At 38.3% G+C, this 20,627-nt stretch carries 18 protein-coding genes; 13 read left to right on the forward strand and 5 right to left on the reverse strand.

Translation table 11 applies throughout. From position 1 onward, the window contains the following. Positions 1-98: 98 nt before the first annotated feature. Positions 99-1,082, forward strand: a complete 984-nt coding sequence (locus MKY88_RS07315; protein ID WP_069480685.1) for a biotin--[acetyl-CoA-carboxylase] ligase — start codon at positions 99-101, stop codon at positions 1,080-1,082. A gap of 55 nt (positions 1,083-1,137) precedes the next feature. Here the strand turns inward: MKY88_RS07315 and MKY88_RS07320 are convergent, their stop codons facing one another. From MKY88_RS07320 to MKY88_RS07330, 3 genes are read right to left on the reverse strand one after another with little or no spacing between them, the layout of a single operon-like run. Next, positions 1,138-1,974: a DUF4097 family beta strand repeat-containing protein gene (locus tag MKY88_RS07320; protein WP_328202413.1), complete on the reverse strand. Its 837-nt coding sequence runs from the start codon at positions 1,972-1,974 to the stop codon at positions 1,138-1,140. Continuing rightward, positions 1,975-2,577, reverse strand: coding sequence for a DUF1700 domain-containing protein (locus tag MKY88_RS07325; protein WP_193831381.1), 603 nt, complete (start codon positions 2,575-2,577; stop codon positions 1,975-1,977). After that, positions 2,570-2,890: a PadR family transcriptional regulator gene (locus tag MKY88_RS07330; RefSeq protein ID WP_008181900.1), complete on the reverse strand. Its 321-nt coding sequence runs from the start codon at positions 2,888-2,890 to the stop codon at positions 2,570-2,572. Before MKY88_RS07330 ends, MKY88_RS07325 begins: the two co-directional genes overlap by 8 nt. A 418-nt stretch (positions 2,891-3,308) precedes the next feature. Here MKY88_RS07330 and panB point away from each other — a divergent pair, with 418 nt between their 5' ends. The 5 genes from panB to dinG all read left to right on the forward strand — a co-directional run bounded on the left by panB (position 3,309) and on the right by dinG (position 10,803). Then, positions 3,309-4,148 (forward strand): 3-methyl-2-oxobutanoate hydroxymethyltransferase, encoded by an 840-nt coding sequence (gene panB, locus MKY88_RS07335; RefSeq protein ID WP_340813273.1) that lies wholly within the window; start codon positions 3,309-3,311, stop codon positions 4,146-4,148. After that, positions 4,145-4,999, forward strand: coding sequence for a pantoate--beta-alanine ligase (gene panC, locus MKY88_RS07340; protein WP_193831382.1), 855 nt, complete (start codon positions 4,145-4,147; stop codon positions 4,997-4,999). The genes panB and panC overlap by 4 nt, the downstream gene beginning before the upstream one ends. A 2-nt stretch (positions 5,000-5,001) precedes the next feature. Continuing rightward, positions 5,002-5,385, forward strand: coding sequence for an aspartate 1-decarboxylase (gene panD, locus MKY88_RS07345; RefSeq protein WP_069480690.1), 384 nt, complete (start codon positions 5,002-5,004; stop codon positions 5,383-5,385). A 273-nt stretch (positions 5,386-5,658) separates the two neighbouring features. Continuing rightward, complete coding sequence (locus MKY88_RS07350) at positions 5,659-7,815, forward strand: 5'-nucleotidase C-terminal domain-containing protein (protein WP_340813274.1); 2,157 nt, start codon at positions 5,659-5,661, stop codon at positions 7,813-7,815. 216 nt (positions 7,816-8,031) lie between these two features. After that, a complete protein-coding gene (dinG, locus tag MKY88_RS07355; protein ID WP_340813275.1) occupies positions 8,032-10,803 on the forward strand; it encodes an ATP-dependent DNA helicase DinG in 2,772 nt (923 codons plus the stop codon). A gap of 67 nt (positions 10,804-10,870) precedes the next feature. Here the strand turns inward: dinG and MKY88_RS07360 are convergent, their stop codons facing one another. Continuing rightward, positions 10,871-11,584, reverse strand: coding sequence for a TetR/AcrR family transcriptional regulator (locus MKY88_RS07360; protein ID WP_193831385.1), 714 nt, complete (start codon positions 11,582-11,584; stop codon positions 10,871-10,873). 255 nt (positions 11,585-11,839) lie between these two features. Between MKY88_RS07360 and MKY88_RS07365 the strand changes: the two genes are divergently transcribed. Both MKY88_RS07365 and MKY88_RS07370 read left to right on the forward strand, forming a co-directional pair. Beyond that, a complete protein-coding gene (locus MKY88_RS07365) occupies positions 11,840-13,873 on the forward strand; it encodes a CocE/NonD family hydrolase (RefSeq protein WP_340813278.1) in 2,034 nt (677 codons plus the stop codon). A gap of 22 nt (positions 13,874-13,895) precedes the next feature. Next, positions 13,896-15,194 (forward strand): MFS transporter, encoded by a 1,299-nt coding sequence (locus MKY88_RS07370; protein WP_258268174.1) that lies wholly within the window; start codon positions 13,896-13,898, stop codon positions 15,192-15,194. Between the two features lie 92 nt (positions 15,195-15,286). Here MKY88_RS07370 and MKY88_RS07375 read toward each other — a convergent pair whose 3' ends face one another. Continuing rightward, positions 15,287-17,110 (reverse strand): sensor domain-containing diguanylate cyclase, encoded by a 1,824-nt coding sequence (locus MKY88_RS07375; RefSeq protein ID WP_340814806.1) that lies wholly within the window; start codon positions 17,108-17,110, stop codon positions 15,287-15,289. 185 nt (positions 17,111-17,295) lie between these two features. Between MKY88_RS07375 and MKY88_RS07380 the strand changes: the two genes are divergently transcribed. From MKY88_RS07380 to MKY88_RS07400, 5 genes are all read left to right on the forward strand, one after another. Beyond that, entirely contained in the window at positions 17,296-18,063 is a 768-nt protein-coding gene (locus MKY88_RS07380; RefSeq protein ID WP_069480696.1) for an isocitrate lyase/PEP mutase family protein, read from the forward strand. Between the two features lie 25 nt (positions 18,064-18,088). After that, complete coding sequence (locus MKY88_RS07385; protein ID WP_340813280.1) at positions 18,089-18,646, forward strand: bifunctional transcriptional activator/DNA repair enzyme AdaA; 558 nt, start codon at positions 18,089-18,091, stop codon at positions 18,644-18,646. Between the two features lie 13 nt (positions 18,647-18,659). Continuing rightward, positions 18,660-19,574, forward strand: coding sequence for a DNA-3-methyladenine glycosylase family protein (locus tag MKY88_RS07390; protein WP_340813281.1), 915 nt, complete (start codon positions 18,660-18,662; stop codon positions 19,572-19,574). After that, entirely contained in the window at positions 19,561-20,058 is a 498-nt protein-coding gene (locus MKY88_RS07395) for a methylated-DNA--[protein]-cysteine S-methyltransferase (protein ID WP_036226961.1), read from the forward strand. The genes MKY88_RS07390 and MKY88_RS07395 overlap by 14 nt, the downstream gene beginning before the upstream one ends. Positions 20,059-20,231: 173 nt before the next feature. Then, on the forward strand, positions 20,232-20,564 hold the full coding sequence (locus tag MKY88_RS07400) for a DUF378 domain-containing protein (protein WP_036124637.1): 333 nt from the start codon (positions 20,232-20,234) through the stop codon (positions 20,562-20,564). The last annotated feature ends 63 nt before the right edge of the window (positions 20,565-20,627 follow it).

Consider the following 20,627-nt stretch of genomic DNA (forward strand, 5'->3'; position numbering starts at 1 on the left):
CTTGTTATATATATCACTAATGGTCATTTCAGTTAATTTACAGTATGATTAAGTATAGTTACATAAAAAGCGGAGTTTACAAAAGGATTGATGTGAACATGACAATGTCCATGAAAGATGAAATTTTAAAACGAATACTGGCTTCCAATGGAGAAGCGGTTTCAGGTCAAGAATTAGCGGATTCTCTTGGAGTTTCAAGGACGGCTGTCTGGAAACATATGCAGACGTTACAAGAAGAAGGCTACACATTTGAAACAATAAAGAAAAAAGGCTATGTATTAACGGGTGTACCAAATAGTTTAAGTCCCACACAAATTGAACTTTTTTTAAAAACAGAGCATTTTGGAAGAGAAATTCATTATTTCGATGTCGTAGATTCAACACAAACGATTGCCCATAAACTGGCACAGGAAGGCGCACCACATGGCACGGTCATTATTGGTGAAGAGCAAACAGCAGGTCGCGGGCGGATGGCTCGTGCATGGGAATCAGTCCATGGTAGTGGTATTTGGATGACCGTTATCGTTCGACCTGATGTCACACCTCAACAGGCATCCTCTTTTACGCTTGTCGTAGCAGTCGCTGTCACAATGGCCATTAAAACACTATATCAAGATATTGAGCCAGCTATTAAATGGCCCAATGATCTATTAATTAATGGTAAAAAATGTACAGGTATTTTGACGGAGATGCAGGCGGAGGCAGATCTGGTACAGGCATTACTAGTTGGCATTGGAATAAATGCTAACCAGGAGGCGGCTGATTTTTCACCAGATATTGCGGATATTGCTACTTCACTACGATTAGAGGCAGGAGAAGAAATTAATCGTGCGGCACTTGTAGCCTTGATTTTACAGTATCTAGAGCAATTTACCGAGCTATATATTGAAGAAGGATTTGCAAGTATTAAAACCCTATGGGAACAGCTGTCTTGTACAATTGGTCAACGTATTGAGGTGACGACAATACGAGAGCGCTTTGAAGGAATTGCTAGTGGAATTACAGATGATGGGGTGCTACAGCTTACGCAAGATGATGGATTGGTCCGAACGATTTATGCAGGAGACATCAAAATACTTTAAAAAAAAGCTGCAAGGTATGTGCCTGCAGCTTTTTTGATGACTTCAATTGCTATTATTATTTGAGTGAAACATTGACGTCACCATGCGATAAAGAAACGTTCAGCTGGTCATCACTTTTGTATAGCTGAGTGACTTTGCCATTTTCTTCTTTGCCATTAACCGTTATATCGCCAAAACTTGTTTTTACTTCATAACCAAGATCATTTTGTTTGTTTTGTAAGTGAAGCGTTGCATCCCCAAAGCTAGATGTAATGGTTGATGTCCCATTTAAAATTCCAGCAATATGAATATCACCATGTTCGCTTTCGATATTAACACCATTACTAGAATATTGCTTGAACGTTAAATCACCAAAGTCCTGTGTAATCTCTGTTTTCTCTCCAGTTATGTTGTTGAAGGTAATATCTCCGTAATTTTGCATCAGATTCAGCTGTTGATAATGCAACCCACGAAGTGTTGTATCCCCAAATTCACTATCTATTACAATCGTCTTTAGGTTAGTATTTGCTGGAACATAGATTTTGATAGAGGGAGAAGAAAAGCTTGAGAAGCCAAATTCAAACCCGTTTTTTTTCTTAGCTTTAGTTTCAATCTGTAAAGTTCCATTTTCAACACGATATGAGACGTCTTGTTGTTTGAGTACATTCGTTTCTAGCTTATATTGGTCTTCAGTTGCGACAATGGTGATATCCCCATAATCATTCGCTATATTTATACTAGTAAACTTATCTAAGTTATACGATTCACTAACTAGTTTATTGCTGCCTGGCACGTGAATGCCATCCTCATCTTTGATAATGAACCATCGACCGCCTGAAAAATAGCCGACCAATGCTAGTAAAATACCTAACGCAATTATGGTCATAGCAATAAGGGAATTTTTAGAAGCCATTTAGAAGCCCCCTTTCCTTGTTTTTGTTATTTTGTGGAATAATCTGCCCAATGCTTCTACAGAGAGAAGGACGGTTTTCTTAATAAAACGGGCAACGAATGGAAAGAGTAAGACACTAAACCCTGTAATGATTAAGCCAACACCCATAAATAATAAGGCGGTTGGCCAATGCTCTGTTAAAATGAAGAGGCCTGAAATCAGGGCTGCAATTCCCCCAATAAAAATACTTAAAATACCAGCTCCAATCGCAAAAATCAAACTAATAATGACAGCACCAAATGAAAATATAAGGGCGATAGCTGTTGCAAGAAGTGGTAAAGAAAGTGGTGCAGAAAGTATAGCTAGAATAATAAGCCATAAAGCTGTCATATTCTTTTTAGTCGATTTCTCCGTATTGTTTTCTAAATCCTTTAAGGCAAAATCTGCCAATATTTGCGAGGCAACATGAGAAGGGGAGCCTAGTTCTGAAATAACCTGCTGCTCATTATTTTCTCCTGCTTCCTCAAAGTATTCTTCATAATAGGCAAGAGCAGCGTCTAACTCTTGCGCAGGAAGGCGCCGTAATTTCCCTCGTAGCTTTTTCAAATAACTAGCTCTATCCATCTATATTCCCTCCTAAAAGTACACAATCAACCTTTTCTTTATAGACTCGCCATTCTTTTAAAAGCTCTAATAAGCGTATACGACCATGCTCTGTAATTTGATAATAGCGTCTATTTCTACCTTGATAGGGCTGATCGTAGGTAGTTAAGTAATCTGCTTTTTGTAAGCGACGTAATACGGGGTACAATGTAGACTCTGAAATATCCATGACTGATTGTACTTGCTGCGTTAAGGAATAGCCATAAGCATCCTCTTTGTCAACAATGGCCAATACACAAGCATCCAGTAAAGCTGAGCCAAGCTGAAATGTCATCTTTCCACCTCACATTCATTACTTATACTTCATTTTATATTATATGCCATATAGTATGTGGATAGTATATGACGTATAGCATGGATTGTCAAATTTTATAAATGAATATTTTTACTATTAGAAAATAATATTTGAAGATTACAAGTTTTATTGTTATAGTATGTGCTGAAGGGCAGTATCCATTGTGAACGGCACCTTCAAACGTAAGATCTCATACTAACAAATATCTGCCTTGATCTTTATGACAGGGACGGAAGAAAACAATGCGTTCAAAAAGTAGCTTACTTTCTAAGTGAAGCTAGTACCTCTTGCCGAGTTATGTAGGGGGTTTTTGCAAACGAACGAAACACTACCCTTCTGTCCATTTTGGAACCGAGGGGTTTTTCTGTTTTCTTCCCTTAAAAAGGAGGACTACAAAATGAGAACGACAACAGATTTTTTAAAGATGAAAGCGGCAGGCGAGAAAATTGTGATGGTGACTGCCTATGATTATCCAGCTGCTAAATTTGCAGAGTCTGCTAATGTAGACATGATTCTAGTAGGGGATTCACTTGGAATGGTTGTCCTTGGCTATGATTCTACAATGCCAGTGACTGTAGCAGATATGATCCATCATGCGAAAGCAACGCGACGTGGGGCAAAGGACACTTTTGTTGTAGTGGATATGCCATTTGGTTCCTATCATGGTGATGTCAATGAAACATTGAAAACAGCCATTTATATGATGCAAGAAACAGGTGCTGACGCTTTAAAAGTGGAAGGGGCTGGTGATGTCATTCCGGTCATTCGAAAACTAACAGCTGCAGGAATTCCAGTGGTTGCTCATTTAGGCTTGTTGCCACAATCAGCAGGAGTACTTGGTGGTTATAAGGTGCAGGGGAAAACGGCTGAACAGGCAACGCAGCTGATTGAGGATGCCAAGCAGTGTGAAGAGGCTGGTGCATGTGCGGTCGTCTTAGAATGTATCCCACATCAGCTAACAGAAATTGTGTCCTCTAATCTTATTATTCCAACTATAGGTATTGGAGCGGGTGTCGAAGCAGACGGCCAAGTGTTAGTTTATCATGACATGTTAAGCTATGGCTCACACCATGTGCCAAAGTTTGTTCAACAATTTGCGGATATGGGGAAAGAGGCAAGTGAAGGAATGGTTCACTATGTGGAAGCAGTCAAAGCAGGTACTTTCCCAGCGCAAAAGCATTTCTTCACAATGAAAGAGGATGCTCTAGACCAGCTATATGGGGGCGTCAAATCATGAAAGTTATCACAACGATACAAGCATTAACAGCTGAAATTCAGGCAGCCAAACAAGCCCATAAAACTATTGGCCTTGTTCCAACTATGGGATATTTACATGAAGGCCATTTAACATTGGCTCAAACAGCACGTGCAGAAAATGATTTAGTTGTCATGAGTATATTTGTTAACCCCACACAATTTGGGCCAAATGAAGATTTTGAAAGTTACCCACGAGATTTGCCAAGAGATATTGCGTTGGCAGAGTCTGTCGGTGTTAATCTTATCTTCGCCCCAAGTGTAGAAGAAATGTATCCACAGGATGGAGGAATTCGCATCCATGCTGGTGAACAGGCAACAATTCTTTGTGGAGCGAGTCGTCCAGGACATTTTGATGGTGTGTTACAAGTTGTAGCAAAACTATTCCACCTTACACTTCCAACAAGAGCCTATTTCGGTCAAAAAGATGCCCAGCAAGTTGCCCTTATTACAACAATGGTGCGTGATTTTAATTTTCCTTTAGAAATGCGCGTCGTGCCTATCGTACGTGAGGAAGATGGGCTAGCGAAGTCTTCTCGCAACATTTATCTAAGCGAATCGGAAAGAGAAGAGGCTCCTGCCATTCATGAAGCACTACAATTGGCTCAGAATAGCTTTTTAGCGACTGGAGATGTTGGGCACGCATTAGTAAAGGCCAAAGCCCATATTGAGGCACGAACTCATGGACGAATTGACTATATTGAATTATTAGCCTATCCAGATTTAATCCCAGTGACTGAAACGACTCAACAAGTATTGCTGGCAGCTGCTGTGTATATTGGGCAGACACGCTTAATTGATAATAGTATCTTTACTGTGAAAGAGGGACTATAAATATGTTACGAATGATGATGAATAGTAAAATCCACCGTGCCACAGTGACTCAGGCGGATTTAAATTATGTAGGCTCGATAACAATTGATGAGGATATTTTAGACGCAGTCGGTATGCTTCCAAACGAAAAGGTACATGTTGTTAATAATAATAATGGCGCTCGTTTTGAAACGTATATTATTGCAGGTGAGCGTGGTTCAGGTGTAATCTGTGTGAATGGAGCGGCAGCAAGACTCGTACAGCGTGGCGATATTGTCATCATTATTTCCTATGCATATGTGGATAATAATGAGGCAAAGGATCATAAACCGACTGTCGCTATAATGGGAGAAGGCAATACGATTAAAGAAATGATTTCCTATGAACCCGAAGCAACAGTGATGTAAGACAAGAGTATATCCCAGAAACAACAATGAGTAAAGTAGCTGGAAATCGAATCAAATAGGAGGATGGCAAGGCTCAATTATGGTAGCCGAATAGCCCATCCTCCTTTTTTATGTAATTAAATCTGCTACAAAAGTACTGGTAAAATTTTGTTTTTCTAACTATTAAACTAGTTTGTGAAATTAAAATTTTACAAATGTTCTAGTATTTTATGAGATATTTATGTAGAATTTAGTTGTTAGTACATCATTTTACTAGTGGAGGTATCATTTGTAATGGAAAATAAACGTAACAAATTTTTAACAGCTACTGCAGCAGCATTGGCTATCACGGCAGTAGCAGCAGCACCAGCATCAGCAGCTAGTTCATTTTCGGATGTAAAGGAAAATCATGCAGATTATGAGGGCATTTCTACACTTCATGCAGCAGGTATTATTAGCGGATTCCCAGATGGTACATTCAAACCTGATACAAATGTCACGCGTGGACAGGCTGCAAAAATGATTGCAGGCGCATTAAAGCTAGACACGAAAGAAGTTGTGAATCCAAACTTTAAGGATATTGATGCAGCTAATACGTATTACGGCCCAATCGCTGCATTAGTAGGATTAAAAGTTATTTCAGGCTATGGAGACAACACATTCCGTCCAAACCAAACGATTACACATGGTGATTTGGCAAAAATCTTATCATCTATTCCTAACTTACCAGAATTAGAAGGTGCTAAAAATCATGAAGCTAGTAAAAGCGTAACACGTGGACAACTAGCAACATTGATTGCAGAAGCTTTAACAACATTAAACCCAGAAACGCCAGAAACAGAAACGCCAGAAAAACCAGAAAAACCAGAAAAACCGGAAGATGCTTTTACATTATCAGTTCTACATGTGAATGATACGCATGCTCGCGCAAATGAATTACCGAAACTAGCAACAGCTGTAAAAGAGCAACGTGAAACAAAGAAAAATGTTTTAACATTACATGCTGGCGATGCATTTAGCGGTACTTTATACTTCAACGAATTCCATGGTCAAGCAGATTTAGCGCTATTAAATGAAATTGGCTTCGATGCTATGGTATTTGGTAACCATGAATTTGATTTAGGTTCATCACCTGAAGGACATCAAGCACTTGCAGACTTTGTGAAAGGTGCTAAATTCCCATTTGTGGATGCCAATACAGACTTCTCAGCGGATGATAAATTTACAGGTTTATTTACAGATTTAGTTTCAAGTGAACCTGAAAACGGTAAAATCTATTCAGGTATTGTAAAAGAAATTGATGGAGAAAAAGTCGGTATCTTCGGTTTAACAACAGAAGAAACTTTGGATATTGCTTCTCCAGGTAAAGTGAAATTTACTAACTATATTGAAGAAGCGAAAAAGGCAGTAGCTGCATTTGAGGGTATGGGCGTTAATAAAATTATCGCTTTAACACATATTGGTTACAACGATAATCCAAATGTGGATAATGATATTTTACTAGCTAAAAACGTACCAGGAATCGATATAATTGTAGGTGGACATGACCATACTAAATTAGACGAGCCATTTGTTGTAGATACGAACACTGTAGGTGAAGCAAAAGATGCAACATTAATCGTACAAGCTAATGAGTATGTAAAATATTTGGGAACACTGGATGTAACATTTGATGGCAAAGGTGTTGTCACTGAGTACGGTGGCGAATTAATCGACCTTGGTAAAGTTACTGAAGATACAGCATTAGTAAAATTACTAGCGCCATATAAAGCAAAAATTGATGAAGTCAACAACAAGGAAATCGGTGTGAAAATTACTGAGGAGTTAGCAAATCCACGTGCAACTGAAACAAACTTAGAAAGTGTACGTAGCAATGAAACAGCCCTAGGTAATATCATTACAGATGGTATGTTGGCAAAAGCACAAAAATATACGGATAAAACAGTTGTCATGGCACTACAAAACGGTGGTGGTATTCGTGCAGCGATCCCAGCTGGCAATATTACTGTTGGACAAGTGATTACAGTATTACCATTTGGTAACACATTAGCATTAATGGATGTTACAGGAGCTGAGCTTAAAGCAGCATTTGAAGTTTCCTTGAAAAATGCACCTAAAGAAAATGGTGGTTTCCTACACATTGGTGGAGCGAAATTACAATATGATTCATCAAAAGAAGCAGGCCCACGTGTTGTTTCAATCGAATATTTAGATAAAGCAACTGGCAAGTATGTTGCACTAGAAGATGGTAAAACATATACAGTGGCAACAAATGCCTTCACTGCTAAAGGTGGAGACGGCTTTGATATGTTTGCTAAAGCATATAAAGAAGGTCGTGTAACAGATTTAGGCTTATCTGATTGGGAAAATCTACAAGAGCAATTACTATCATTAAAAGAAGTGAAAACAACAGCAGAAGGTCGTATTGTTGATGTTGCTAAAAAGCAATAATACCTTCGAAAGAATAGTTTACAAACGACATTTGATTTAAATTATGTCACATCGCTATTTCCGCAACCTCAAGGATGACCCTGAGGTTGCGGTTTTTTTAATTGTACGGAGCAAAAGGGTTTGAATATTAGACGGCATACAGGGGAGAAAGGATGCCGCTGAACCAAATTTATGATAAAATTCTTCTTATCTAATGTGAACTGTGAGTTGAGATGTATGATGGAAAGTCAAAAATATGCCATTGTGGATTTGGAGACAACGGGTCATTCACCAGCAAATGGGGACCGGATGATTCAAATTGCCATTGTTATTATGAAGGATTGGGAAATTGAGCGTACTTATACGAAATTTATTAACCCGGGAAAAGCCATTCCATCTTTCATTCAAGATTTAACGCATATAACGAATGAGGATGTTAAGGATTCATACCCTTTTGAGGAACATGCGGATTACATATATGAGCTACTGGCTGATTGTGTGTTTGTAGCCCATAATGCCGATTTTGACTTATCATTTTTACAGGCGGAGTTTAAACGGGCAGGCCTTCCAAAGTGGCAAGGTAAAAAAATGGATACTGTAGAGCTGGCAAAAATTTTGTTTCCGATGTCACTTGGCTTTAAGCTAGGAGATTTGGCGGCGGATTTAAATATAGAGTTGGCCAATGCACATCGAGCGGACGACGATGCTCGTGCTACGGCAGAGCTGTTCAAATGTTGTTGGAAAGAGCTTTTAAATCTTCCTCAACTAACATTAGAACAAATGCATAAGCGTTCGTTTCGCTTAAAATCGAATATTTCTCAGCTTTTTTTCGAGGCTTTGCAAATAAAACGTCAACATAAAACAAGCTATGAGAATGTGCATTATTACCGGAATTTTGCAATTTGTAATGGTCGTAATAAACATGATCATGCATCAGAGACGATTGATTATCCGCAAACAGTGGCTGATAAAACGGCATTAATGACGAAAGCCCTCCCCAATTTTGAGGAACGTCCAGCACAATTCAAAATGATGGATACGATTTGGCAAGCACTACATGAACAAAAGGAATGTGTAATTGAAGCTTCTACGGGTATTGGCAAAACGGCTGGTTATTTACTGCCAGCCATCGTATATGCTCGTACTGTCCATAAAAAAATAGCAATCAGTACCTATACATCCTATCTGCAAGAACAGCTTGTAGAGGAGGAGTTACCAAAGATAGAAAAAATCTTGGGGACAAAGGTAAACATTTGTGTACTCAAGGGGATGCAGCATTATATTGATCTAGATCGTTTTGAACAATGTATGGCATATGCTGACGAATCCTATGATGATACTTTTTCTATTTTACAGATTCTCGTTTGGCTGACGAAAACAGAGACGGGTGTGTTAAGTGAGCTGAATGTTTCAGGTGGGGGACAACTGTTTTTAGAGAAAATCCGCAAAATACCAAATGACCAACCATCTAAAGGCTTTGATTTCTATGAACAAGCTTTAAAGAACAGTACATTTGCTGACTGTATAGTGACAAATCATGCTATGGTTTTAAGTGATTTAGTTCGTCAAACGCCGATATTTACACAAATAGATGGCTGGATAATTGATGAGGCACATCAATTTATTCAGGCTGCGATGCAACAGGATGAAATTGTCTTCTCCTATACGCAATGGAAATATATTTTTGGTCAAATTGGCACAATGGAAGACACAGCACTTTATCAACTTTTTTGTGAAGCGGCGAAGAAGAAACAACGCGTATCCATGCAAAGTTTACAGCGACTGGATGCTCAATTTATACGGTTACAGCGTGCATTTGATGAGACCATTCAACGAGCTGTTCAAAGCATGCAACACCATATGAAAGGCAAGCGAGCTAGTAGTAAGTGTACCTTATTTATAGAGGATGTAACGCTTGCCAAAGAGTCATTTTCACAAGTAAGCAAATTAACGCAGCAATGGCTTGATCTTGCGTCTGAAGCAGCTCAAGGATTTGAAAATAATATTGAGCAATTAGATAAAAATGATATGTATGTTTTATCTGAATGGCATTATTGGATTCGAGAAGTGAAAATTAAAATTGTGGAGTGGGAAGAGATTTTCCTGTCATCGCACGATGGAAGTTCGGTCTGGCTAGAATTCGATGTTCGAAGTGTTCCTGGCAGTTTACATGTTTTTAAGAAGCCAGCCAATGTAACACCGATTATTGAACAAGTGCTAGCACCTCTTCGCAAGCAAGCGAGCATTGTATGGACATCAGGTACATTAACGGTACCAGGCAATGAGCGTTTTGTTACACGACAATTAGGAGTTTCTGATAGCGTTGAAGTGATAAAACTACAGGCACCGCCAGCCTATTACGCTGGTGCAAAAGCATTTATTGTCACGGATATGCCAGACATTCAGCATGTCAGCCAAGAAGAGTACATTGAGGCAGTTGCTCATGCGATTACGAGGACTGTTAGAATGACGGAAGGTCGTTGCTTTGTGCTCTTCACAGCTCAGGATATGTTGAGGAAAACAGTCGAGCTCATTCAAGATAGTGAACTTTTAGATGATTATATGCTTTTTGCGCAAGGTGTTACAGGTGGTAGCCGTATGCGTATTCTGAAATCATTTCAAAAATTTAGCCATGCTGTTCTTTTTGGAACAAACAGTTTCTGGGAGGGTGTCGATGTTCCTGGAGATGCTCTTGCCTCTGTTATCGTTGTACGGCTGCCATTCTCTTCGCCAGAAGAGCCTGTCTTTAAGGCAAGAGCTAAGCATCTTACAGCGCAAGGACGCAATTCCTTCACAGAGTTGTCATTGCCTGAGGCTATTATGCGCTTTAAGCAAGGCTTTGGTCGCTTAATTCGTTCCTCTCAGGATAAAGGGGCATTTATCGTCCTGGACCGTCGAATAACTAGCAAATCCTATGGGAAAGAATTTATTAAAGCTCTACCGCCAATCGATGTAAAGAAATTGCAGCTACCCGAATTATTAAAAGAACTGAATCATTGGCAAAAATAGAAATTACCCCTTTTAGCATGAGCTAGAAGGGGTTTTTAAGAGGTTGCCTATACATTTATGATGATGGTCATGACTGTTTGTTGTTATGTTCCTCATCAAAAAGATTGGCGTTTCGAACAATTTTAGTAATATAGCTCATAACGATTTCCGTTGCTTGGTGGGCATCATAGCTTTTTCGATTATTTAAAAGGTTAGTAAACATACCTTGCCAAATTAAGAGTGTGATTTCATTAATGGCATCCACATTACCCTCGGTTAAATAGCCTTCTTTTAAAGCGATCTCTAACATAGAACGCCCCCGTTTTGTCAGACTGTGCTGAAACAGTATAGTCTTTAAATCTTCAGGAATATTAATTAAATCATTGGGGTAAAAGTTATAATAATTTTCCAATAGTTTTTCTGGTGTTTCCCCTAAATCCATAATAAAGACGGCATGAAAAATCTGTGGCTGTTTGAAGGAGTATTGGCAAAAACATTCCCAAGCTAGTAAATATTTATCAATTGGATCTTTGCCTCTTTCTATGTAACGAGCAACTTCGTTCGTATAGTCTTGCATACATCTCATCGAGGCAAAAAAGAGGAGATGAGAGATTTCTGAAAAATAATTGTAAATGGTTGCACTGTTATAACCAGCCTTATCGGCAACCTTTCTAATCGTGACATTTTCCACTCCTTCTTCTTCAATAATTTCCGCTGTGGCGTCTACAAAGTATTTCCACATACGACTCCTTTGTATTTCCTTTTTTTTCAAAGTAATATCCCCCCGACGTACAATGGTCATGTAAAATTATTAGTTAAATTCATATATTTACCATTTTTAAGCTAGTTTAACCTTATTATAGCATAACAATTTTTATTTCCATCTCCCATTATAGCATTAGCTTTTAGCATTTTCAGTGTTGTACATTGGATTTTCAGATGATATACTAATCACAATTATTTTATAATCATGATTACTAAATAATCAAGATTCGGAATAATTAGACGAAGTGGATGCAAGAACAAAGAGTTTAAACACAAGGGGAGGATTTATTGAATGAATAAAAAAATTGTGACACAATTTGAGTGTACATATGAAACGATTGAAAACACATGGATTGAATTAGCAGACGGCACAAAGCTTTCAAGTCGGATTTGGTTACCGACAGTGGATGCAGGACAAAAAGTACCGGCTATTCTGGAGTATATTCCTTATCGCAAAACAGATGGAACGAGAGCGAGAGATGAACCTATGCACGGGTATTTTGCGGGACATGGCTATGCTGTTGTCCGCGTAGATATGCGTGGTTCTGGTGAGTCAGATGGCTTATTAAAAGATGAGTATTTAAAGCAAGAGCAGGATGATGCGCTTGAAGTAATCGAATGGATCGCTAATCAAAGCTGGTGTGATGGCAATATCGGGATGATGGGGAAATCATGGGGCGGATTTAATTCTCTACAAGTAGCTGCTCGCAGACCCAAGGCATTAAAGGCGATTATTACAGTAGGCTTCACGGATGATCGCTATAACAATGACATTCACTATAAGGGTGGTTGTTTATTAAATGATAACTTCTGGTGGGGTGCTATTATGTTGGCGTATCAGCTCCGTCCGATTGATCCTCACATCGTTGGCGATAGCTGGCGTGAGAAATGGATGGAACGCTTAGAAAATATGCCTTTGTGGATGGCACAGTGGATGGAGCATCAAACAAGGGATGACTACTGGAAGCATGGTTCAGTTTGTGAGAATTATGATGACATCGAAATCCCTGTTTTTGCACTAGATGGTTGGGAAGATTCCTATACGAACACAGTCTTAAGTTTAATGGAAGGGCTTTCTGTTCCTAGAAAAGGCATTATTGGCCCATGGGCACATGTTTACCCACATGATGGAGTTCCTGGTCCAGCAATGGGCTTTTTACAAGAGGCCGTGAAATGGTGGGATCATTGGTTAAAAGGAATTGACAATGATGTAATGGATGGACCAATGGTGAATGTTTGGGTTGAAGAAAGCATGGAACCATCTGTTAAGAAACCAATCAGCCGTGGCTATTGGGTTGGGCTAGAATCATGGCCAACAGCGGAAGATGTACAAACAAAGGCGTATCAACTGACACATGGAAAATTGGTAGAGGACCGTAGTGATCAACAAGAACAGGTGCAATTAAAAACACCACAAAATCACGGTCTATTATCGGGAGAATGGATGGGTGCTGGAGTACTAGGCGAAAGTCCAGCAGATCAACGAGTTGATGATGGAATGGCCATGATTTTTGAAACAGACATACTAGAGAATCCACTAGAGATTGTGGGTTATCCGAAATTTGAAGTAGAATTAATGAGTGATAAACCACATGCAATGCTATTTGCGCAATTGTCAGACGTAGCACCAAATGGAGCTGTTACTCGTGTATCCTATGGCGTGATGAACTTAACACATTTGAATGGTCATGATCATGTAGAACTGTTAACTCCTGGTGAAAAAGTGAAAGCCTTTGTGCAATTAGATTGCTGCGGACATCAATTTAAAGCAGGCCACCGTTTACGCTTATCATTAGCAACGACGTTTTGGCCTATGTTTTGGCCGATGCCAGAAGATGCTACATTGACATTAAATCTTGAAACAGCTACTTTCACATTGCCAACCTTCCATGGACATCAAATAGCTGGACCAAATATGAATCCTGAAAGTGCACCATTAACACCTATAACAACGCTCCAAGAAGGAAGAGTGGATCGTTCTATTTCATACGATATTTTAACAGATACATGGACATGTATTACAGATGGAGTTGGAGGCGTTTTTGGCGAAGGGATCTATCGCTTTGATGATATTGATGTCACGGTAGAACATAATTTAAAACGAGAATTAACCTTAACGAATGCTGATCCATTGTCAGCTCAGTATACAATCTATCAAAAAATGAAAATAGGTCGTGAGGGTTGGTGGATTGATGCTGATATTACAGTTACTAAAACTTCTACTCTAGAAAACTTCCAAATAGTTGGGGAAATGGCGATCAAAGAAAATGACAAACAGGTCTTCCATAAGGAATGGGATCAAAAAATTAAACGTCATGGCTTGTAAATAACATATAAGGGGTAAACATATGGAAGCTAAGTTAAAAAAGAATACAGCTACTTTAGTTATTTTAGCTGTTTCAGGTGCATTAATTTACGCATTACCTTATTTTAGAAATTACTATTATGATGTCTTTCTCGATGCATTTCATTTGACGAATACTCAAATGGGGACACTTGGTAGTGCGTATGGTGTTTGTTGTTTAATTTCCTATATTTTTGGAGGATTTTGTGCAGATCGTTGGAAAACGAAATATTTATTAACTATTTCTCTAGTGGCCACTGGGTTATTAGGTTTTACATTATTACTGTATCCACCATATCCAGTGCTTCTCCTCATCCATGCTGCATGGGGAATTACGTCCATTATGACGTTTTGGGGAGCATTAGTAAAAGCAGTACGTTCTTTAGGTTCTGAAAATGAACAAGGAAAAGCTTTTGGATTTTTTGAAGGTGGCCGCGGCGTAACCAACATCATTCAATCTGCTGTGATTTTAGGGATATTTGCTTTTTTTGCGAAGCATATGAGTGATAAAATGGCGCTCTCAGCGGTAATTACGGTCTATTCTGTCATTTGTCTTTTGTTAGGATTCATGATTATGATGCTCTATAAAGACCCTGATCAAGGGACTGTTAGTCGTGAGGACAACGATGGTAGTAAATCATTTGATTGGGCGGTCCTTTGGAAAGTGTTAAAGATGCCCACAACTTGGCTTGCAACTATTCTTATTTTTACGTCTTATGCGATGATCATTAGCTATTATTACATCACACCTTATGCAACAGCCGCATTTGGTGCATCTACGTTGATTGCTGCTGCTTTAGGCTACTTCTCTCAGTATTGTCGACCAATCGGCAGTTTTAGTGCGGGCATTATCGGTGACCGGATAGGTGTATCTAATATGGTGTTAATCGGTTATATATTATTAGCATTAGGCTTAGTGGGACTCATCTTATTACCAGGCAAAGCTTCCTTTATCCTGATGCTTTTAATATTTATAGGGATTATTTATACATCTATGTATGCTCTGCAGGCGATGCATTTTGCTATTTTAGTAGAAGGAGATTATCCGGTTGAATCAACAGGAACAGTATCCATGCCACTAATGATTATTGGCTATAGCGGGGAAATCTTTATGCCGATTATTGCAGGCGCTTGTTTAGATTATTGGGGTGGCACAGCAGGCTATAAAGTATTCTTCGGTATTTTATTAGGTTTAGCTATTATCGGATTCGTTACAGTTGTTATTTGGCAACGTGTGACGAAAGAAAAACGTAAGGAGATTGCATTGCAAAGAAAGCTTGCGAAGGAACAGGTGCTTACTTAATTTAGCTTCAAAAAGAAATAATAGAATGTCTTCTAATGAAGTAAAAGATGACTTTGGTATGAGCCAAAGTCATCTTTATTCGTAAAGAGGTATCACAATAGGATGGACGCCTTTTTATTAGTCTCTGAATTGATATCGTTTTGTAAAAATTCCACACGGTTTCTACCATGTTCCTTTGCCTGATATAAAGCTTTATCACATCTTGATAATAAGGAATGAATGGTATCGCCGGTGACAAAGCTTGTCACACCAAAGCTACTCGTTTTTTGATGAATAACGGGAAATGAATGTTGTTCAAGCTGCTGTCGTAGATTTTCAGACAGTTGCACAGCATCCATTAAGCGAGTGTGTGGACAAATAACTAAAAACTCCTCTCCACCCCATCTACCCACGATGTCTTCTACTCGTACATGATTTTTCAAAAGGTCTGCTGCATGACGTAACACAAGATCACCCACTTGATGTCCAAATTCATCATTCACAGCTTTAAAATGATCAATATCTAACAATATAATCGATAGTGGTGTGCCATTTCCTGTAGCTTGCTCAAATTCTTTTTCTAATACGTCATCTAAGCGTACACGATTTGGTATTTGAGTGAGACGGTCTGTAGTTGCTAATGCTTCAAGCTCAAGCTTGGCTGATTCAAGCTCTTTTGTCCGTTCCTGAACTTTATATTCTAATGTTTCATTTAATGTTTCTTGCATGAGTTGATGTTCTTTTTTAATAATGTTGATTTTATCACCCAATGCTAAAGATAAAAAAATGGATTCAAAAATAGCACCAATGGCTGGTACTTCCTCAAAAATTCGTGGATGGAATGGAATTATACTTAAAAAGGCCAACGCTTGTACAATGATGGAGCTTAGCAAAACTGTCCACCCAATGATATAGTATCGAGCCATCTTTTGACCTTTTTTGAAAACGAAAATGCCAGAAAGCCATAGAAAGATAAAGACTACTACCGCAAAGGTAGTTGTGAAATTATTGATAAATGCAACGTCAGGAAGAATAAAAGATGCCATTAATGAACTGATGGTAATCCATAAAAGTAGTTTTCCGATTTTATGGAATGACGGTAGAAATTTTTTTAACTCCAAAAACTGAAGACAAAATAGAAGCATAAATAAAAGCAGTAGATTGCCACTAATTGTTAAAGATTTAATAAAAAATTCCTCCGACAGCCAATTGCCCAATAACTCTATGTCTAATGAATTTAATGTTGCTTGATAGAAAATAAAGCTTAACATATATAAAACATAGAAAAAGTAAGCTTTATCCTTCAATGAAAAAAATAAAAATAAATTATAAATTAATAAAGCTGATAAAAAACCATAGAAAATGCCAGTTAAAAATTTATATTCACTAATCTTATTTGTAAAACTTAATTCCGTATATAAATAGGAGGTAATACTTAGTGGTAATGCCCCATCTAACTTAATAAAAATTTCTTGAGTAGAAGGGTCTTGGATGTGAAATAAATTAGAACGAGATGGAAGAGATTGTTCCCCTAGATTAGCAATGCCTCTTCGTTGCACATCATAGGAGCCATCCGCTTTTACCGAGAACAACTCAATGCTATCTAATTTATCTGTCACCTCTAGCCAATAGGGTTCCTCTTTATCTAATGATATCTTGTCCATAGATAAGCGCAACCAAATGGTATCTTGAGTATGCCAAAAGAATGGATAGGGTTGATTGTTAGCCACAAAGAGATGGTCATAAGTGCCGTTCAATATATCTTCAATGGGGACCTTTTTGGATGTATCTCGAAAAATTTCATAATGTTCGCCTAATATTAGAGGGTCTACTAGCTCATCTGTTGGGTTCATTGCACTAACAGGTGGTATAAGGATGATCAAAGAGAGGGTAAAACAAATCAATAACAGCGTTTTTCTGATCATTTTGTTTTTCATCAAAAATTCATTGCTCCATTCTACCGTTAAATTGAATAGCTACAACATTTGTTTAGTTTTCTCTTTTTAGAAATTTAAGTTAATTCAACCTCCTTATTATAGACTATAACAGCAAGATTGAGGACGAAATAAATGGGAACTTCCTGATAATATGGGGTCTAGTAAAAGATAGGGAGGCTTTCAATATGTCAAACATTCAGAAATTCAATGATTTACATTTCTCGCAGGAGCTTTTATTTTTAGGGAATGCTTGGGATGTGTTATCAGCACTCATATTAGAAAAAGCAGGTTTTCAGGCGATTGGTACAACTAGTTGGGGGATTGCGAATTCACTTGGCTATGCAGATGGTGAACTGATTGATTTTCAGCGTCATTTGGCAATTATTCAAGCGATCGCAGAGCAAGTAAATATCCCAGTATCAGCGGATATTGAAGCGGGATATGGTCATGATAAACAAAGCATTATCGACAATGTGTTAAGGACGGCAGATGTTGGAGTAGCCGGAATTAATATTGAAGATTCAGTCAAACATCAAGTAGGCTTAAGAAGTCTTACTGAACACTGTCATTTACTTACAAATATGAGGTCTATGTTAGATAATCGTGGTTTTCAAAATTTTTTTATTAATGCTAGAACAGATACGTATTTTCAAGTTGAGCAGCCATATCAAGAAACGATGACTAGAGCAATGGCTTATGTCGAGAGCGGAGCGAGTGGTGTTTTTATCCCAGGCTTAACAGTTATGGATGAAATAAGAGCTATCACAAGAAATGTGGATGCACCGATTAATCTACTTTCTTTACCAGGCATAACAAATTGCCAAACATTAAAAGAATTAGGGGTAAGACGGATAAGTTTTGGTAATGCACTTTCGGATAAAATCATTGCCTATTTGACAGAGCATGCTGCACAATTAGTAAAAGATCAAGATACTTCTTCTTTATATGTGTAATCTATGAAAATGAGGTGAGCTATTCGTGGACAATGCAATCAATTTATCCTTTGAGGAGAAGTGGGAAAAGATTATAGACTGTGATCAAACCTATGATGGGCTATTTTATACGGCGGTTAAAACGACTAAAATTTATTGCCGTCCTTCCTGTAAATCAAGAAAGCCAAAAAAGATGAATGTTGATTTTTATGAATCTATTCAAGAAGTCGAGACAGCGGGCTATCGTGCTTGTAAACGATGTCAGCCTGAAATTGAATGTTCACCACATATACAATTGATTCAACAGGTAACGGCTTTTATCATTAGTGCGTATAAGCAAAAGGTAACCTTGCAGGATATGGCAGAGCATGTTGGTATTAGTCCTTTCCATCTTGAGCGACTATTTAAACAAGTGACAGCGGAGACCCCTCGATCCTATCTTGAAAAAATAAGAATTGATAAGGCGGCCCACCTATTAAAACATACAGACTATACAAATTTGGAAATTTGCTATGAAGCTGGATTTCAAAGTCCATCTAATTTTTATAAAGTGTTTCGACGATTGAAAAATTGCTCGCCCACTGAATTTCGAAATCTTTCATAGGAAGGAGAAGGCTATGAACTGGATGAATCACGCTGATTATTTAGAAATCAATACTCCAACGGAATTTAGTTTTTCAGAATGCTGGATGTTTTTAAAGCGCTCCAATCAAGAAATTCTCCATCAAATAAAAGAGAATGTTCTCTTTAAATTACTAAAAATAAAGGATCAGCTAATTTTATGTAGAATAAGTGAGCAAGCTAATAAAATGAAAGTAGAATTTCCGATAAATCAGCCATCAGTCAATGAAAGAGAAGGAATTGTCCACTATCTTACAGAATGGTTTGATTTAGAAACTGATTTGACTTGTTTTTATCAGATGGCTAACGAGGATAATATTTTACAGCCACTGATGGAAAAATATAGAGGATTACGTTTATTAGGAATACCGGACCTATTCGAGGCTCTCGTGTGGGCTATTATTGGACAGCAAATTAATTTAACGTTTGCCTATACACTTAAAAAGCGCTTCGTTGAACAATTTGGAGACAGCGTTACCTTTGAAGGGGAGAGTCACTGGTTATTTCCAACAGCTGAAAAAATAGCTACTATTCAAGTGGAGGATTTGAGGAAGCTCCAGTTTACGCAAAGAAAGGCAGAGTACATCATTGATATTGCGAAAAGTATAGCGAACGGTCAATTGACAAAGGAAATGCTGCGCCAAAAAAGGGATTACGAGGACATGAAAAAAAGTTTAATGGCTATTCGGGGCATTGGGGCATGGACGGCCGATTATGTGCTAATGAAATCTTTACAAGAGCTATCCGCGTTTCCAATAGCAGATGTGGGTCTACATAATGCTCTAAAAATGCAATTAGGTTTAGAACGAAAACCTACGATTGAGGAAATTACCCACTATTCGCAACATTGGCAAGGATGGCAGGCTTATGCCACCTTTTACTTATGGAGGTCACTATATGAAACAGTTTAAATTAGATTATCAATCACCGATTGGCATCATTGAAATCGAAGGACATGAAGAAGCAATTGCTGGCATTAATTTTGCAGAACGAGAAGAGCTCATCCATGTTCCTCAACAAGACACACCTGCAGTGCTCCTAGAATGTGCAAAGCAAATACATGAATATTTTATTGGGGAACGACATGAGTTTTCTTTTCCCTATGTTTTTAAAGGGACAGACTTCCAACAAGCCGTTTGGCATGCTTTACCTAGCGTAGGCTACGGTGAAACAGCTTCCTATAAAGATATTGCTGTGGCTATTCACAATGAGAAGGCAGTGAGAGCAGTTGGTAGTGCCAATGGTAAAAATAATATTAGTATCGTCGTTCCTTGTCATCGAATTATTGGTTCTAACGGATCTTTGACTGGATATGGTGGTGGAATGTGGCGTAAAGAATGGCTTCTTCAACATGAACAATCTCATCAATTAAAGGGCAATGCCAAAAAAGGCTAATTACACCTAGTCCATCTGGCCACCTCGACCTGTATAAAAAAGTGGTTATTGCAAAAAATAAGACCGTCAATATGGCGGTTTTAATGACTAGTCTTTATCATTTTATCGCTTCTTATGACACCTCTCTGCTAAAAAAATTAGCTAGGAGTAAAAATGATAAAGGAGGTGTACTCATGAGCGTGCTCTATAGAATCGCATTAGTGTTAGTCATTATAGGGGCAATCAACTGGGGACTCATTGGATTCTTTAGGTTTGATTTAGTGGCTTATTTATTTGGCGGGCAAACAGCGGTTTTATCGCGATGGATTTACGCACTAGTCGGAATCGCTGGTTTAATTACTTTACCAATTTTGGTGAAGCGATTTGAAGACGAGGAAGACATAGATACTTATACGCGTATCGATCGAAATCCTAGCTATGGCATGGAGGCTGGGGAAGAAGCGGATTTCACTGAAGTAAAGAAGACAACTGAAGTGAAAAAAGTGGAGAAGAAAGACAATATGTAAGCTTATGAAAAAAACTGGTGGCCATATTTGGTTCATCAGTTTTTTTCAAATAGGGGAAAACTC

Origin of the sequence: Lysinibacillus sp. FSL R7-0073, from assembly GCF_038009065.1 — a bacterium.
In the GTDB taxonomy this organism is placed as follows: Bacteria; Bacillota; Bacilli; order Bacillales_A; family Planococcaceae; genus Lysinibacillus; species Lysinibacillus fusiformis.

What these genes read in the sequence shown, in the direction of transcription:
- MKY88_RS07360 (WP_193831385.1), bottom strand. Translation starts at nt 11,584, where the DNA reads ATGACCATTGTACGTCGGGGGGATATTACTTTGAAAAAAAAGGAAATA.
- MKY88_RS07325 (WP_193831381.1), bottom strand. Translation starts at nt 2,577, where the DNA reads ATGGATAGAGCTAGTTATTTGAAAAAGCTACGAGGGAAATTACGGCGC.
- MKY88_RS07370 (WP_258268174.1), top strand. Translation starts at nt 13,896, where the DNA reads ATGGAAGCTAAGTTAAAAAAGAATACAGCTACTTTAGTTATTTTAGCT.
- panD (WP_069480690.1), top strand. Translation starts at nt 5,002, where the DNA reads ATGTTACGAATGATGATGAATAGTAAAATCCACCGTGCCACAGTGACT.
- MKY88_RS07320 (WP_328202413.1), bottom strand. Translation starts at nt 1,974, where the DNA reads ATGGCTTCTAAAAATTCCCTTATTGCTATGACCATAATTGCGTTAGGT.
- MKY88_RS07395 (WP_036226961.1), top strand. Translation starts at nt 19,561, where the DNA reads ATGAAACAGTTTAAATTAGATTATCAATCACCGATTGGCATCATTGAA.
- MKY88_RS07400 (WP_036124637.1), top strand. Translation starts at nt 20,232, where the DNA reads ATGAGCGTGCTCTATAGAATCGCATTAGTGTTAGTCATTATAGGGGCA.
- dinG (WP_340813275.1), top strand. Translation starts at nt 8,032, where the DNA reads ATGATGGAAAGTCAAAAATATGCCATTGTGGATTTGGAGACAACGGGT.
- MKY88_RS07315 (WP_069480685.1), top strand. Translation starts at nt 99, where the DNA reads ATGACAATGTCCATGAAAGATGAAATTTTAAAACGAATACTGGCTTCC.
- MKY88_RS07365 (WP_340813278.1), top strand. Translation starts at nt 11,840, where the DNA reads ATGAATAAAAAAATTGTGACACAATTTGAGTGTACATATGAAACGATT.
- MKY88_RS07330 (WP_008181900.1), bottom strand. Translation starts at nt 2,890, where the DNA reads ATGACATTTCAGCTTGGCTCAGCTTTACTGGATGCTTGTGTATTGGCC.
- panB (WP_340813273.1), top strand. Translation starts at nt 3,309, where the DNA reads ATGAGAACGACAACAGATTTTTTAAAGATGAAAGCGGCAGGCGAGAAA.
- MKY88_RS07350 (WP_340813274.1), top strand. Translation starts at nt 5,659, where the DNA reads ATGGAAAATAAACGTAACAAATTTTTAACAGCTACTGCAGCAGCATTG.
- MKY88_RS07375 (WP_340814806.1), bottom strand. Translation starts at nt 17,110, where the DNA reads ATGAAAAACAAAATGATCAGAAAAACGCTGTTATTGATTTGTTTTACC.
- panC (WP_193831382.1), top strand. Translation starts at nt 4,145, where the DNA reads ATGAAAGTTATCACAACGATACAAGCATTAACAGCTGAAATTCAGGCA.
- MKY88_RS07380 (WP_069480696.1), top strand. Translation starts at nt 17,296, where the DNA reads ATGTCAAACATTCAGAAATTCAATGATTTACATTTCTCGCAGGAGCTT.
- MKY88_RS07390 (WP_340813281.1), top strand. Translation starts at nt 18,660, where the DNA reads ATGAACTGGATGAATCACGCTGATTATTTAGAAATCAATACTCCAACG.